This window comes from Variovorax sp. V116 (genome assembly GCF_041154435.1).
Classification (GTDB): Bacteria; Pseudomonadota; Gammaproteobacteria; order Burkholderiales; family Burkholderiaceae_C; genus Variovorax; species Variovorax paradoxus.
Genome location: NZ_AP028662.1, coordinates 242,637 through 257,615 on the forward strand (window position 1 = coordinate 242,637; position 14,979 = coordinate 257,615).

Consider the following 14,979-nt stretch of genomic DNA (forward strand, 5'->3'; position numbering starts at 1 on the left):
CGGAGACCCAAATGGTCAGCGGCCCGCCTCGACCGCATCCGCCAGTTCGGCCAGCGTGTGGAAGTGGTAGTCGGGCTCGGTGCGTTTCGACTCGATGGTGCCGCCCGACCCCTTCTGCGCATGGCGGCGCTCGATCCAGCAGGTGGTGATGCCCAACTCTTTGGAGATGCCGATGTCGTGGTATTGGCTTTGCGCCACGTGCAGGTTGTCGGCCTGCCTGAAGCCCCAGGCGCCCTCGAAGCGGCCGCGCGCGTAGGCGAAGTAGCGGGCGTCGGGCTTCTCGCACAGCGCATCGTCGCAGCTGAGCAGCATGTCGAAGGGCGAGCCCAGCGTCTTGTCGAAGTGGGCCAGCGCCCATTGCTGGGCATTGGTCATCGTCACCAGCTTGAAGCGCTTGCGCAGCCGCTTCAGTGCCTCCACCGAATCCGGGAAGGCCGGCCATTGCGCCACCGAATCGCGCAGGCCGCGGGCCAGCGCATCGCTGTCGGGCAGGCCCAGCGCGGGGGCGATGGCGTGCCAGCAGCGCTCCAGGTCGTCGGGGTACCAGCCGGCGTGGCCGTCGGCGCGGGCCTGGCGGTAGGCGCCCAGGAATTCGTCGTCGCTCACGCGCGCATCCGGCACGGCCGAGCGCAGGTAGGCGAGCATGCCGCCCTCGAAGTCGATCAACGTGCCGACCACGTCGAAGGTGAGGACCTTGAAATCTTGCAGGGACATACGAGAGAAGCTCCAGTGGGAGGGGCAGGAAATCGCCGCAGCGGCAACGGGCGAGGGGGCTGCCGGGCGTCTGTACGTCACGAGCATAGGAGCTTCGGCGGGGCGGGACAGGCCGAACTCGGCGTGCGATCCAGCACAGGATGTCGCAGTCTTGCCGAAGACGGCATCTTCTTTGGCACGGCCGCGTGTGCGGAGCGGAAGCCGGGTGCCGGACGCTGCTCAGTGCTGCAGGATCTTCGAGAGGAACTGCTGCGCGCGGTCGGAGCGCGCAGCCGCGTTGCCAAAGAACTCCTCCTTCGGGCAATCTTCGACGATGCTGCCGCGGTCCATGAAGATCACCCGGCTGGCCACCTTGCGCGCAAAGCCCATCTCGTGGGTCACGCACATCATGGTCATGCCTTCGCACGCCAGCTGAACCATCACGTCCAGCACCTCGTTGACCATCTCCGGGTCGAGCGCGGAGGTGGGCTCGTCGAACAGCATGGCGATCGGGTCCATCGCCAGCGCGCGTGCGATGGCCACGCGCTGTTGCTGGCCGCCCGAAAGCTGCGACGGAAACTTGTGCGAATGGGCTTTCATGCCGACGCGCTCGAGCAGTGCCATGGAGCGGGTGCGCGCCTCGCTCGACGAGCGCTTGAGCACCTTGACCTGCGCGATCGAGAGGTTCTGCTCGATCGAGAGATGAGGAAACAGCTCGAAGTGCTGGAACACCATGCCCACGCGCGAGCGCAGCCGGTTGAGGTCGATCTTCGGATCGCCCACCGAGGCCCCGTCGACCGTGATGCTGCCCAGCTGGAAGGGCTCCAGCGCGTTCACGCACTTGATCAAGGTGGACTTGCCGGAACCCGAGGGCCCGCAGACCACGACAACCTCGCCTTTGCGGATGCGCGTCGTGCAATCGGTCAGCACCTGGAACGTGCCGTACCACTTGCTCACCTGGTTGATGTCGATCATCGGGTTTCCTTTGGCAGGACCATGAGATGCAACAGCGTGTTCGCAACGACGAGGGTCGCCTTGCGCAGCTCGTCGAGGGGAACCCGTTCGTCGGCGCGGTGGCCGTTGGCTTCGAGCAGCGACTCGGGGCCCGCGCCATACATCACGGTCGGGATGCCAGCTTCGCTGTAGAGGCGCGCGTCCGTGTACAGCGGCACGCCGATGGGCGTCACCGGTTTGCCCATGACCGCGCTCGCCTCGCGGCACATCAAGGCGGCAAACTCAGCCGCACCGGGCGCGGGCGCGAACGGGCGGGCCAGCAGGATCTGCCGGATCTCGACGGCGATGCCCGGCAGCGTGGCGCAGGCGTCTTCGATGACCTGTCGCAGTTCCGCCTCGACCGCTTCGGGTGCTTCTTCCGGCACGATGCGGCGGTCGATGCGCAGGCTCAGCGTGTCGGCGACCACGTTGGTGTTGATGCCGCCCTGGATCAGGCCGACCACCATCGTCGGATGCGTGATGCCGCGGGTTTGCGAGGGCCGTGCGGCCAACTGGTCACGGTAGCGGTAGAGCGCGGGCAGCAATGCCGCAGCAGCCTCGATCGCGTCGGTGCCCGTGTCGGGCCGCGCGGCGTGCGCGGACTTGCCGCGCAGGATCACTTCCAGGTGCAGGCAGCCGTTGTGCGCCACGACCACGTGGTGAGAGAAGGCCGCCGAGATCACGTAGTCGGGGCGGCTCAGGCCCTGCGAAAGAATCCAGCCGGGCCCGGTCATGCCGCCGGTCTCTTCGTCATAGGTCAGGTGCAGCTCGACCGTGCCGGCCAGCGGTGTGCCGCTGGCGCGCAGCTGCTTCAGCGCACGCAGCGCGAAGGCGTAGGTGGTGAAGTCCGACTTGGAAACCGCCGCGCCGCGCCCGTACAGCCATCCGCCGCGCACCTCGCCGCTGTAGGGCGAGCCGGTCCAGCCCGAGCCCGGCGGCACCACGTCGCCGTGCGCGTTCAGGGCAATCACCGGCCCGTCGCCGAAACGCTCGCGCACGATCAGGTTGGTCACGCTGCGCATGCCGTGCTGCTGTGCGAACGCGGGCGGCACGGCATGGCGTTCGACCACCAGGTCCATGCCCTCGAGCAGGCGGGCCGCCACTTCGGCATGCGGCGCGCAATCACCGGGCGGGTTGTCGGACGGGCATTGCACCAGCTGCGCCAGGGTCTCGACCTGTTCCTGGAAGTGGCTGTCGATGAATTGGCGCAGCACGTCGCGCGCTGGGGCTTGGGAGTGGTCAGTCATGGAGCTCTGTCAAAGAAACCGGTCGATCCGGAAAGGCGTGATGTCGATGTCCGTGCGCCCGCGCACGATCAGGTCGGTGACCAGGCGCGCGGCGATGGGCGCCAGGGTGTAGCCGTTGGAGGTGACGGCGTTGTAGAAGCCGGGCACGCCGGGCACGTCGCCCAGGATCGGCGCGCCGTCGATGTTGACGTTCATGCCGGCCCAGCAGCGCACCATGTGCAGGCCGCACACGGCCGGCAGCACCTGCCGCGCAACCCACAGCCCGCCCTCGATGCTGGCGCGTTCGGCGCGGTTCAGCCGCATGCCTTCATGGAAGGCCGCGGTCCAGCCGCCGCCGATGATCAGGCCGCCAGTGGCCGCCTGCTTGAGGCTCAGGTGCCGGTCGGCATGCGCCACAAGGTGGTTGACCAGCGGCGGCGCGGGCTCGGTCACGATCATCTGCAACGGTGCGCCCTTGACGGGAATCTGCACGCCGAGCATGTCGCCCACCGTGCTGGACCATGCGCCGCTGGCGTTCACCAGGCGGCCCGCGTGGATGACGCCGCGCGAGGTGTGGACGACGAAGCCGCCGCCGTCGCCCGGACGGCGTTCGATCCGGCGTACATCGCAGCCTCGCAGGAAGCGCGCGCCCTGCTGCTGCGCGAGAGAAGCCACGGCATAGGTCGCGCGCAGCGGGTTGATCTTGCCCTCCATGGGACAGAGTTCGGCCCCCAGCAGCTGCGGCGACAGCGCGGGCGACAGGCGGCGCAGCGTGGCCGCGTCGATCACCTGCGCCTCGATGCCGTGGCTGCGCTCCAGCGCGGCCTTGGCCTCGATGAAGCGCAGGCCGGCCTCGGTGTCGGCCACCATCAGTCCGCCAGTGATCTTGATCTCCAGGTCTTCGCCGCTCTCGGCCTCGATCTCCTGCCACAGCCGCACCGACATCGGGCCCAGCGGCAGCGTGGCCGCGGCCGGACCGCCGCCTTCCTGCGCCTTGGCCCCGAAGTCGAAGGACAGCAACTGCACGTGCAGGCTGCCCGCATTGGCGCCCGAGGCCTGGAGGTTGATGTCGTCGCGGTCGACCACCGTCACGTCCTGGCCGGCCTTCGACAGATAGTGGCCGAGGCAGGAGCCGAGCACGCCGGCGCCGATGACCAGCACGTCGGTGCGCAGGGTTTCGAAGGGCGCGTGTTCGACCGGGCGCGCGAGATTCGGCGTGATGGCCGGCTTGTGCCCGCCCCATTCGGGCTTCTCGAAGCCCAGCGCGCCGGCCGGCACGGGCTTGGCCGGCGGACGCGGCGCGAAGTACTGCTCGACCTCCAGCGGCCGCCCCGTCATCTCGCTCACCAGCTTGGCGGCCGTGACCGCGCAGTAGCGCCCCTGGCAACGGCCCATGCCCAACCGCGTGTTGCGCTTGAGCGCCGCCAGCGTGTCGCGGCCTGCGCGGATCTGTTCGCGCACGGAGCCGAAGCTGATTTCTTCGCAGCGGCACAGCAGCGTGTCGTCGCCGACGGCGGCCAGTGCCACGGGCGGCGCGTTGTACAGCGACCAGAGGGCCTGCTGGAAGCACTCGGCCCGCTGGAGCTGGGCCGCCGTCCGGTCGGGTGCGGCCGTTGGCTTTGCCGGCAGTCCGAGCTTGCGCGCCGCGGACCTCCCGGCCAGCGTGCCGCGTGCCAGCGCGACGCGCGAACCGCCGAGGTCCGCACCGTCGCCGACCACGAAGACATCTTCCAGGCTGGTGGCACCGTCGCCGGCGGTCACGGTCGCGAGATAGCCGAGGTGCCGCTCGACCACGCGATGCTCGCAGCCCAGCATGCGTGCGAGTTCGGTCGAAGGGATGAAGCCGTAGCCCAGGCACAGGGTGTCGGCCTCGAAGCGCCGCATCGGCGCTCCCGTGGGCTGGCCCTGTGCGTCCAGTTCAACCACTTGCACCGCCTGCAATTCGCCGTCGCCTTCGGCCGCTGCCACCGCGTGGCGCCACAGCACAGGCACCTTGTGCGCGCGCAGTTGCCGCAGGTAGCCCCAGCCCTGGCGCACCAGGTCGGGAGCGGTGCAGGCAGTGGTCATCAGGTGGCGCCAGTCGCGCACCGAGGGGCGCGCCGCCGATTCGAGCACCGCGACCACATGCGCACCGCCAGCCAGCAATTCCGCCGCGAGCTGCAGGTTGAGCGGGCCGTTGCCCGCGACCACCACGCGCCGGCCCGGCGCCACGCGGTAAGCCCGCGCCAGCGTTTGCGCGGCGCCGGTGGTCATCACGCCGGGCAGCGTCCAGCCCGGAACGGGAACGGGCCGCTCGTAGGCGCCCGGGGCGATCACGAGCTGCCTGCATCGGATGTGGGTGGCCCGCCCGTCGATCAGCGCGCTGACTTCATGCGCCGAGAACGCAGCCCAGACCTGCGCGCCCTGCGCGATGGCCACGCCGGCCGCGCGCACGTCGCGCTCGAGCGCGAGGCCCTTTGCGAACTGGCGATCGACCGGCCGGGGCGCGTGGTGCGAGGGGGCCAGCGGCTTGTAGAACTGGCCGCCGGACTGCAGCCGCTCGTCCAGCACCAGCACGCTGGCGCCGGCCTGGCGTGCGGCCAATGCCGCCGACAGGCCGGCCGGCCCGGCGCCCACCACCAGCACGTCGACGTCCTGCGCGGCGGGCTCCGCATCGGCGGGTGGCGCGAGCGGCTGCAGGGGGTCGGCCGGCGTGCCCGCCGGCATGGCCGAGCGAATCTGCTGGCCCTCCGCCACCTTGGCCAGGCAGGCGCGCTGGCTGGCCACGCCGTCGATCGTCACCAGGCAGTCGAAGCACGCCCCCATGCCGCAATAAAGGCCGCGGCGCCCGCCACCGCGCGTGTGCCGCATCTGGCGGATGTGGCTGGCCGCCAGTGCAGCTGCCACGGTCTCGCCCTCGAGGCCGTCGATGGCCTGGCCGTCGTACCAGAAGCGGATCGTCCGGCCACCGGCGGCAATGGAGCTGTGGGTCAGTCGGGCGCTCATGAGCAGGTGCGATGAAAAACTGCTTGGATATACTGAATGTATACGTATACTAATCGTACACGATCATTCAGTCATCCGATTTTTCACCAAGGACCGACCCATGGCAGCGTTTCGAGGCACCTATACGGTGCTGATCACCCCGATGACCGCCGACGGAAAGCACGTGGACGTGCCCGCGCTCAAGAAGCTGGTCGACTGGCAGATCGAAGAGGGCATCCACGGGCTGATTCCGCTGGGCAGCACCGGGGAGTTCCTCTCGTTGACGCCCGAAGAGCGGCAGCTGGTGATCGAGACCTGTGTGCAGACGACCGCAAAACGCGTGCCTGTTCTGATCGGCACCGGCGCAGAGTGGACCGACGAGTGCGTGCGGCTGAGCCGCGAGGCCGAGGGCATGGGCGCCGACGGCGTGATGATCATTCCGCCGTTCTACAGCTCGCCCACCGACGACGAGCTGTTCGAGCACTACCGCAAGGTGGGCGAGGCGATCAACGTGCCGATCATGGTCTACAACAACCCGGCCACGGCCAATGTGGACCTCAAGCCCGAGCTGGTGGCACGCCTCTCGCGCATCGACAACTGCAGGTACATCAAGGAGTCGACGCTCGAGGTCACGCGGGTGCGCGACATCATCGAACTCTGCGGCGACCGCATGACGGTGTTCGCGGGCATCCTCGGTTACGAGTCGTTCTGGCTCGGCGCCCAGGGCTGGGTGGCGGTGTGCTCCAACCTGATTCCGAAGATGTCGGCCCGCCTGTTCGAGCTGGTGGCCGACGAGCACGACATGCCCGCCGCGCTGGCGCTCTACAAGCAGATGCTGCCGATCGTGCGCTGGGTCGGCGGCCACCGCTACGTCGCCGCATCGAAGGACGGCCTCTCGATGATGGGCCTGCCCGTGGGCAAGCCGCGCGCGCCGCGCCTGCCCCTGCCTGAAGCCGATGCCGCCGACCTGCGGCGCGCGCTCGGCCAGCTCGGCCTGCTGGACTCCATCGCGCCTTGAGCTCCCTTTTTGCCACCACGCCGCCTCGTCCAACCTCCACCAGGAAATCACCATGAAACTGCTCCCCGCTCTCGCTTCGGTCGCTGCTCTTTTCATTCTCGGGATCGGGGCCGCGAACGCCCAGGCCTGCAAGTCGCCCGTGCCCGACGCTGCGCTGGTGAAGAAGGGCACGCTGACGATGTCGATCAACCCGACCCTGCCGCCGATGCAGTTCGTCGACCAGACCGGTGCGCTCAAGGGCATGCGGGTCGAACTGGGCGAGGCCATTGCCAAGCGGCTGTGCCTCACGCCCGAGTACGTGCGCATCGAGTTCTCGGCCATGATCCCGGGCCTGCAGGCCGGCCGCTGGGATGTCATCAATACCGGCATCTTCTACACCGACGAGCGCGCCAAGCTCATGCAGATGCTGCCCTACGAAGACCAGGCCATCAGCATCAGCACCGCCAAGGGCAATCCGCTGAAGATCGGCAAGCCCGAGGACCTGTCGGGCAAGAGCATCGGCGTGGAGATCGGCGGCTTCGAGGAGCGCAAGGCGCGCGAGCTCGACAAGCAGCTGACCGACAAGGGCCTCAAGGGCATGACCATCCGCACCTTCGAGAACTTCGCGATGGCGTTCCAGGCGCTGCGCGCCGGCCAGGTCGAGGTGGCCCTGTCGATCGACTCCACCGGTGCCGAGTACCAGAAGCGCGGCGACTTCGACCGCGTGCTGCAAGGCCTGTTCCCGACGCCGGTCGCGCTGGCCGCCAAGAACAAGGAACTGTCCATTGCGGTGGCCAAGGTGCTCAACGACATGAAGGCCGACGGCTCCTTCAACAAGCTGCTCGACCAGTACGGCGTCAAGGCGACCGACGGCGCCGTCGTCGTCAAGGGACCGGCGAGCTGAGCGCCCTCGCTGCGCACCATTGACTTCGGCAACCAAGGAACTTCCATGGGACAAGGCTGGAACTGGTCGGGCTTCTTCGGCTATCTGTTCAACCCCTACATCCTGAGCGGTGCGTTCACCACCCTGTGGCTGACGCTGGCGGCCATTGCAGGCGGATTGGTCGTGGGATGCGCCCTGGCCCTGGCCAGGCTGTCGCGCCATGACTGGCTCGCCGCGCCGGCGCACTTCTACATCTGGGTGTTCCGCGGCACGCCGCTGCTGGTCCAGCTGATCATCATCTACACCGGGCTGCCGCAGCTGGGCCTCAAGCTGTCGGTGGTCGAGTCGGCGCTGCTCGGCCTGATCCTCAACGAGGCGGCCTACCTCGCCGAAGTGGTGCGCGGCGGCATCCAGTCGGTGCCGGCCGGCCAGACGAACGCGGCGCGCGCCGTCGGCTTCAGCAGCGCACAGAGCATGCGCTACATCGTGATGCCGCAGGCGATGCGGCTGATCATCCCGACGCTGGGCAACAGCATCAACGGCCTGCTCAAGACCACGTCCATCACTTCGGTGATCTCGATGGAAGAGCTGCTGCGCCGCACCCAGGTGCTGATCCAGGAGAAGTTCATGGTGCTGGAGCTGTTCATCGTGGCCGCCATCTACTACCTGCTCATGACGACGGTGTGGGACGTCATCCAGCGCCGCATCGAGCGCCACTATGGCCGCGCCTACGGCAATGCCAGCGAGCCCGTGGCGACAATCCCGGCCGATGCCGTGCTCGAGCAACGCTAGCCAGGAGCCCGTCATGCAGCACTACGACCTGATCCTTCGCAACGCCGACATCGCCACCGTGGGCGACCGCTACCGCGCCGACATCGGCGTTCGCGACGGACGCATCAGCGCCATCGCCCGGCAGCTCGACGGCAGTGCGGCACGCGAGATCGATGCGGCCGGCCGGCTCGTCACGCCCGGCGGCGTCGACGGCCATTGCCACTTCGACCAGCCCACCGGCGACGGCTCGCGCTTCTCCGACGACTTCTTCACCGGAACGCGCTCGGCGGCCTGCGGCGGCACGACCACCGTGCTGCCTTTCGCCGCGCAGCAAAAGGGCGGCAGCATCCAGGACGCGGTCGACGACTACCACCGCCGTGCCGACGGCAAGGCGGTGATCGACTACGCCTTTCACCTGATCGTCGCCGACGCCACCCGGGACGTGACGCAGCGCGAGCTCCCCGCCTTGATCGAGAAGGGCTACACCTCGTTCAAGATCTACATGACCTACGAGGACCTGAAGCTGGACGATCGCCAGATCATCGAGGTGCTGGCGGTGGCGCGCCGGCAGGGCGCGATGACGATGATCCACGCGGAGAACAGCGACTGCATCGCCTGGCTCACCGAGCAGCTGCTGGACGCGGGCCTCACCGCACCGCGCTACCACGCGAGTTCGCGGCCGATGGCCGTGGAGCGCGAAGCCACGCACCGCGCGATCGCGCTGGCGGAACTGATCGACACGCCGGTCCTCATCGTGCATGTTTCGGGCCGCGAGGCCGTCGAGCAGATCCATTGGGCGCGCGGGCGCGGGCTGCCGATCTTTGCCGAAACCTGTCCGCAGTACCTGTTCCTGAGCGCGGAAGACCTGGGCATCGATCCCGACGATCCCATGCACGGTGCGCGCTGCATCTGCAGCCCGCCGCCGCGCGACAAGGCCAACCAGCAGTTCATCTGGAACGCCCTGGCGAGCGGCCTCTTCACAGTGTTCTCGTCCGACCATGCGCCGTTCAACATCGACGGCCCCGACGGCAAGCGCGTGGCCGGCGACGACGCTTCCTTCGATCGCATTCCCAACGGCATTCCCGGCGTCGAGACGCGCATGCCGCTGCTGATGAGCGAGGGCGTGCTGGCCGGGCGCATCGACGTGCACCGCTTCGTCGAGCTCACGGCCACCAACCCGGCGCGCATGTATGGCCTGTATCCGAAGAAGGGAACGATCGCCGTGGGCGGCGATGCCGACTTCGTCGTCTGGGATGTCTTCGAAGCGGGAAGCGAGAAGGTCATCGCCAACGACATGCTCCATCACGCAGCCGATTACACGCCGTACGAAGGCATGCGGCTGCGGGCCTGGCCCGCAGTCACGGTCTCGCGCGGGCGGGTGGTGTGGCAGGACGGCGTCTTTTCGGCCGAACCCGGCTCGGGGCAGTTCCAGCCCTGCCTGCGGCCGCGCACGCCGAACGCCGGCAGTCCGCTGGACAAATGGCTGTGAGACCATTCGTCCCACGGCGGGCAGCCTGCTAAGCTTTTTCGGCACCGTCTGTGGAAACCTTTTTTTGTCGTCGCATGCCCAGTCTTCCCAGTCCGGCCCAACCCGCCACCATCACCATCGCACCGCTCGAGGTGCGCTCTGCCAGCCTGGCCGAACAGGCCTATGCGCGCCTGCGCACCTTGATCCTGGATCGCCAGATCTCGGCCGGCAGTCCCCTGCAGGAAGGCCGGCTCGCGGAAGAACTCCGGATCTCGCGCACGCCGATGCGCGAGGCGCTGGTGCGCCTGGCCGGCGAAGGGCTGCTGGTGCGCCGCGATGCGCGTTCCTATGCGGTGCGCGCACTGGGCACCAAGGAATACTTCGACTGCATGCGAGCCCGCGAGATCATCGAGGGCGAAGCCATCGTGCTCGCCATCGACAAGATCAGCGACGCGCAGATCGATGCGCTCGAGGCCGACCTGAAGTCGTTGGACGCCGGTGAGCATGACGAGACCGAGCACTGGCATTTCGATGACCGCTTCCACCTGCTCATTGCAGCGGCCAGCGGCAATGTCGTGCTGCCGAGGCTGGTCGAGGAACTGCGCGTGAATGCGCGCTTGTTCCGGCTGCACAGCCCGCTGCATCGCCAGCGCGAAAACCACGACGAGCACGGCGAGATCATCCATGCGCTGCGTGCCCGCGATCCGGCGCTGGCACGCAACGCCATGTGCGCGCATTTGCGCAGCCTTCAGGAGGACGTCAAGCGCGCGATCGTCGGTTGATGGCGCCGGTGCGGCCGATGTGCGGCCGCCCCTCCTCACATCACCCCGAAGGTCTTGAACGCCTCGACCGTGCTCATGCCGTTCTTGATGGCTTTTCTCACGCTGCTTTCCGTGTCGGCCTTCTCCAGCGCGAGGCTGATCGCCTCTTTCTCCGCCTCGCGCGGAATGATCAGCACACCGTCCTGGTCGCCGAAGACGATGTCGCCGGGGCGAACTCGAATTCCCCGGATCTCCACCGGCACGCGATAGTCGACGACCTTGCCTCGCGGGCCCTGGTCCTGGGCATAGCCGCCAAGCGAAAACACCGGGAGGCCGAGTTCGAGCACCTCCGCCGTATCGCGGGAATACCCGTCCAGAACGGCGCCGGCTGCTTTCAGATGCAGGGCGCGCGTGGTCATCAGGCCTCCCCACAGCGCGAACTCGGGAGCCGACCCCGTTGCCACGTAGACCTCGTTCGGCGCGAGATCGTCCAGCGCCTCGAAAAGCAGACCGAAAGCCTGCCGGCTCAGCGGCGACTTGCCCTCGGGTTCGGAGCGCGCAAAGCAGTGGGTCTCCAGCACGGGCATGGCGCGGCCCGCCACGACCATGGAGCGTTCGACCGGCTTGATGGCCGGGGGCAGGAACTGGTGCATGAAACCCAGGGTGTCGAGGATGTCGCCGACCACCGCAGGGAACAGGCGCGCGCGCATCAGGGCGAACAGTTCGTCATCGTCTTTCCACATTGCTTCTTGCCTCCTGAAGAAATGCGGATTGGACCCATGGCGGCACGCGTGCACAACCTGTCCACCTGTATGATAGGTAAGGAGACGACGCATGACCGCACACCCCTTCGTCCTGGGCCGACTGGAGAGAACTTCCCTTGCAGAGCAGGCCGTTCAGAGCCTTCTGCAGCGCATACAGGACGCGAAGCTCGGCCCGGGAGCATCGCTGCCTTCGGAAGCGCGCCTGGGTGAGTTGCTCGGAGTGAGCCGAACCGTCGTGCGCGAGGCGCTGAGAACCCTCAAGGGCTTGGGCGTGATCGACATTTCGAACGGCAAGAGCCCGACGATTCGCCGCGAGCTGGACGCGACTGCGCTGGCCGTCTACTTTTCGCGCGCCGTGCAGGTTCTGGACAATTCCACGGAGGACTTGATGGACGTGCGGGCAAGCCTCGAGGGCCGCGCTGCTGCATTGGCAGCGCTTCGCCGCACGCCGGAGCAACTGGCCCGGATGTCTGACCTGGTGATCCGGATGCAGGCGCAGCTTCGCCGTCCCGCGGCGTACGCGTCGCTCGATATGGAGCTGCACCTGGAAATCTCGCGGGCGAGCGGAAACCTGCTGCTGTTCCAGATCATCGGCTCGATCCGGGCCTCGCTGGAAGCGCAGGCGCGCCAGGGCATGGAACGGCGCAAGACGCAAGCAAGCCTGCAACAGGTGCAGGATGCCCACGTCGAACTCGTCGAGCGAATCGGCAACCGGGATGCAGAAGGTGCGAGCCGATGCATGCTCTCGCACATGGAGAGTGCGCTGAGGGTGCTCCCGGTCCAGGGCAGACCGTCCGTCAGCCGCCCGCGCGCTCGTCCGGAAGCTTCGCGATCACCTTGATCTCGAACTGGAAGCCATAGAGCCAGGTCACGCCGATGCCCGTCAGCGTCGGGTGCGGCGCCTCGCCCCAATATTCCCCAACCACCTTCCAGATGGTTTCGAACTTCGATTCAGGGTCGACGATGAAGACCGTCACGTCGACCACGTCGTCGAAGCTGCAGCCCGCGGCCGAGAGGATCGCGTTGAGGTTGTCGAACGCGAGCCGGACCTGCGCCTCCAGGTCGGGCTCCGGCGAGCCATCGGGCCGGCTGCCGACCTGCCCCGACACGAACAGAAAACCGTTGGAGCGGATGGCTGGCGAATACCGGTTGCGCTCATAGAGCGCCTGGCGGCCGGCGGGAAAGACAACGTTGCGTGCGGACATGGTTCGGCTTTCTTTCTTTCTTTCTTTCTTGGAAAGGGAGGTTGCGATCGATGGACTCTAGAAGCGCGCGGCCGCCAGATAAACAGGCAGGACGCACAATGACTGTTTGCTCAGCCCAAACAATCGACCGAGGCACAGAGATGGACCGATTCGATGCGCTGCAGGCCTTCGCCCGCGTGGTGGAGGCGGGCAGCTTCACCAAGGCGGCGCAGACGCTCCACATGAGCAAGACCACCGTGACGCAGCTGGTCCAGCAACTGGAGGCGCGGCTGCGCGTGAGGCTCTTCAACCGCACGACGCGCCAGGTCAGGGTCACGGCCGAGGGCGCGGCCTACTACGACCGCGTGGTGCGGCTGCTGGCCGACCTGGAGGATGCGGACGCCAGCCTGCTGGGCACCTCGGCCTCGCCGCGGGGGCGCCTGCGCGTGGACGTGCCCACCCCGTTCGCCCGCATGATCCTGGTGCCTGCGCTGCCGGCGTTCCATGCGCGCCATCCCGAGATCCAGCTCGAACTCGGCGTGAGCGACCGCATGGTCGACCTGATCGGCGACAACGTCGATTGCGTGCTGCGCGGCGGCGAGCTCACCGATTCATCGCTGACGGCGCGCCGCGTGGGCGAGCTGCGGCTCGGTGTCTTTGCGGCGCCGTGCTACCTGGAACGTGCCGGCACACCCGCGCACCCGAGCGAGCTCGAGGGCACCCACCACCGCATCGTGGGCTACCTGAGCACGCGCAGCGGCAAGGTCGCGGCGCTGCGCATGCAGCGTGGCGCCGAGCACATCGAACTGCAGGGCCGCCATGTGGTCGCGGTCGACGACGGCAATGCCTACCTCGCGGCCGGCGTGGCGGGCATGGGCGTTCTCTGGCTGCCGCACTACATGGCCGCGCCCCACGTGGCCCAGGGCGAGCTGGTGCCGCTGTTCGAGGGCTGGCACTGCGGCGCGATGCCGATGTACGTGATGTTCCCGCCGAACCGGCATGCCAGCGCGAAGCTGCGCGTGTTCATCGACTGGATCGACGAGCTGATGGCGCTGCATGCGCCGATTGCTGCGCTGGGCGAGGCGTGATTCACGCCGGCGTCTGCGCTCGCCAGGCCTCCAGGATCATCGTCTCGATGTCATGCACTTCGCGCCCGACCGCCGCAGCCACGGCCTCCCGGTAGGGCGGCATGTTCGTGCATTCGAGCACGATGCGCTCGACGGAAGGGAAGGCCTGCACCAGGCGCACCGCCGCCTCGACGACATTGCGCTGCGCTTCGGCAAGGTCGAGCACGGTGTCGTTGTCCAGGATGCGGCGATGGAATTCGCAGCCCGGGCGCACGCCCATGACGGGCGTTCCCGCGGGCACGCCGGCAGCCTGCAGGATCTGCGGCGTCAGCGATTGCGCATCGAAGGTGACGATGCCGGGACCGGCGCAGTGCCGCACCTGCAGCAGGCTCGAGGTCAGCACCGGCACCGGCACCGCCTGCGAGAGCACGTCCTGGTAGGCAGCCAGGAAACCGCAGCTGGTGGTGATCATCGACGCGCCTTCCGCGGCCAGCCGCACCGCGGCGTCGACGAAAGGCTGGACCAGTCGCGGATCGGCTTCCTCGACGATGCGCCTGGGCGACGCACCCTGCACGGTGAGAAAGCGCACCGGGATGCCGGCCCGCGCATAGGTCTGCGCGTTGCCGACATCGCCCGGCGGCCGCGGAAAGCGCGTGTCGAGCATCAGCACACCGAGAAAGCCAGGCGCAGCGGCGTTCATCTCAAACAAGAAATCAGGAGACCGAGGGAAGGGCGCTGCGCCGGTCGATCTTCCGGCTCAGGACGATGGAGGTCTGCGTCTGGTTGATGCCCTCCAACTGGCCGAGCTGGTCGAGCAGGACATCGAGCTTTTCGGGCGTGTCGCAGCGCAGGAAGACCATGTAGTCGAACTGGCCGCTCACGGCCGAGAGCTCCTCGACTTCGGGCACGCGCTCGAGTGCCCGGATCACCGCGGGCGCATTCTTGGCATTGACGCTGAGCCCGCAGATCGCGCGAACGGCCGCATGCTCGAGCTTGTGGCCCAGGCGCACGCCATAGCCCGCCACGATGCCTTCGCGCTCGAGCCGGGCGATGCGCGCGACCACGGTGGTGCGCGCGATCTTGAGCTTTCGCGCCAGGTTGGCGGCGGGCTCCCTGGCATTGGCCTGGAGCAGGCTCAGCAGGTGGCGGTCGAGGTCGTCAAGTCTTCCATCCATCGCGTTGTCTCATGAAGTTCTGGCGTTTGGCCC

General features: G+C 67.8%; 15 protein-coding genes. 7 read left to right on the forward strand and 8 right to left on the reverse strand.

Annotated elements, in window-relative coordinates; all coding sequences use genetic code 11:
• Positions 1-15 precede the first annotated feature (15 nt).
• From ACAM58_RS27125 to ACAM58_RS27140, 4 genes are all read right to left on the reverse strand, one after another.
• The gene (locus tag ACAM58_RS27125; protein WP_062364943.1) at positions 16-714 is read right to left on the reverse strand and encodes an HAD-IA family hydrolase; all 699 of its coding nucleotides are present in this window, start codon (positions 712-714) and stop codon (positions 16-18) included.
• Between the two features lie 219 nt (positions 715-933).
• Positions 934-1,668, reverse strand: a complete 735-nt coding sequence (locus tag ACAM58_RS27130; protein WP_369664957.1) for an amino acid ABC transporter ATP-binding protein — start codon at positions 1,666-1,668, stop codon at positions 934-936.
• Positions 1,665-2,933 carry a M20/M25/M40 family metallo-hydrolase gene (locus tag ACAM58_RS27135; protein ID WP_369664958.1) on the reverse strand — a complete coding sequence of 423 codons (1,269 nt, stop codon included), beginning with the start codon at positions 2,931-2,933 and terminating at the stop codon, positions 1,665-1,667. The genes ACAM58_RS27130 and ACAM58_RS27135 overlap by 4 nt, the downstream gene beginning before the upstream one ends.
• A gap of 9 nt (positions 2,934-2,942) precedes the next feature.
• Positions 2,943-5,897 (reverse strand): FAD-dependent oxidoreductase, encoded by a 2,955-nt coding sequence (locus tag ACAM58_RS27140; protein WP_369664959.1) that lies wholly within the window; start codon positions 5,895-5,897, stop codon positions 2,943-2,945.
• A gap of 100 nt (positions 5,898-5,997) precedes the next feature.
• Here ACAM58_RS27140 and ACAM58_RS27145 point away from each other — a divergent pair, with 100 nt between their 5' ends.
• The 5 genes from ACAM58_RS27145 to ACAM58_RS27165 all read left to right on the forward strand — a co-directional run bounded on the left by ACAM58_RS27145 (position 5,998) and on the right by ACAM58_RS27165 (position 10,777).
• Complete coding sequence (locus ACAM58_RS27145; RefSeq protein WP_062364939.1) at positions 5,998-6,894, forward strand: dihydrodipicolinate synthase family protein; 897 nt, start codon at positions 5,998-6,000, stop codon at positions 6,892-6,894.
• 52 nt (positions 6,895-6,946) lie between these two features.
• Positions 6,947-7,777 carry an ABC transporter substrate-binding protein gene (locus tag ACAM58_RS27150; protein WP_278875321.1) on the forward strand — a complete coding sequence of 277 codons (831 nt, stop codon included), beginning with the start codon at positions 6,947-6,949 and terminating at the stop codon, positions 7,775-7,777.
• 45 nt (positions 7,778-7,822) lie between these two features.
• Positions 7,823-8,548 carry an amino acid ABC transporter permease gene (locus tag ACAM58_RS27155; RefSeq protein WP_369664960.1) on the forward strand — a complete coding sequence of 242 codons (726 nt, stop codon included), beginning with the start codon at positions 7,823-7,825 and terminating at the stop codon, positions 8,546-8,548.
• Positions 8,549-8,561: 13 nt separating this feature from the next.
• A complete protein-coding gene (gene hydA, locus ACAM58_RS27160) occupies positions 8,562-10,016 on the forward strand; it encodes a dihydropyrimidinase (protein ID WP_369664961.1) in 1,455 nt (484 codons plus the stop codon).
• 74 nt (positions 10,017-10,090) lie between these two features.
• A complete protein-coding gene (locus ACAM58_RS27165; RefSeq protein ID WP_015865653.1) occupies positions 10,091-10,777 on the forward strand; it encodes a GntR family transcriptional regulator in 687 nt (228 codons plus the stop codon).
• A 35-nt stretch (positions 10,778-10,812) separates the two neighbouring features.
• On the opposite strand, the gene ACAM58_RS27170 is transcribed toward ACAM58_RS27165, so the two are convergent.
• A complete protein-coding gene (locus tag ACAM58_RS27170; protein WP_018905955.1) occupies positions 10,813-11,499 on the reverse strand; it encodes an RraA family protein in 687 nt (228 codons plus the stop codon).
• 91 nt (positions 11,500-11,590) lie between these two features.
• Here ACAM58_RS27170 and ACAM58_RS27175 point away from each other — a divergent pair, with 91 nt between their 5' ends.
• Positions 11,591-12,361 carry a FadR/GntR family transcriptional regulator gene (locus ACAM58_RS27175; protein WP_307594563.1) on the forward strand — a complete coding sequence of 257 codons (771 nt, stop codon included), beginning with the start codon at positions 11,591-11,593 and terminating at the stop codon, positions 12,359-12,361.
• On the opposite strand, the gene ACAM58_RS27180 is transcribed toward ACAM58_RS27175, so the two are convergent.
• Entirely contained in the window at positions 12,318-12,725 is a 408-nt protein-coding gene (locus ACAM58_RS27180; RefSeq protein WP_018905960.1) for a RidA family protein, read from the reverse strand. The genes ACAM58_RS27175 and ACAM58_RS27180 overlap by 44 nt on opposite strands.
• A 140-nt stretch (positions 12,726-12,865) precedes the next feature.
• Between ACAM58_RS27180 and ACAM58_RS27185 the strand changes: the two genes are divergently transcribed.
• Positions 12,866-13,792 (forward strand): LysR substrate-binding domain-containing protein, encoded by a 927-nt coding sequence (locus ACAM58_RS27185; RefSeq protein ID WP_369664962.1) that lies wholly within the window; start codon positions 12,866-12,868, stop codon positions 13,790-13,792.
• A 1-nt stretch (position 13,793) separates the two neighbouring features.
• Here ACAM58_RS27185 and ACAM58_RS27190 read toward each other — a convergent pair whose 3' ends face one another.
• Both ACAM58_RS27190 and ACAM58_RS27195 read right to left on the reverse strand, forming a co-directional pair.
• On the reverse strand, positions 13,794-14,471 hold the full coding sequence (locus ACAM58_RS27190) for an aspartate/glutamate racemase family protein (protein ID WP_369664963.1): 678 nt from the start codon (positions 14,469-14,471) through the stop codon (positions 13,794-13,796).
• Positions 14,472-14,484: 13 nt separating this feature from the next.
• Positions 14,485-14,946 carry an Lrp/AsnC family transcriptional regulator gene (locus tag ACAM58_RS27195; RefSeq protein ID WP_015865647.1) on the reverse strand — a complete coding sequence of 154 codons (462 nt, stop codon included), beginning with the start codon at positions 14,944-14,946 and terminating at the stop codon, positions 14,485-14,487.
• Positions 14,947-14,979 lie beyond the last annotated feature (33 nt).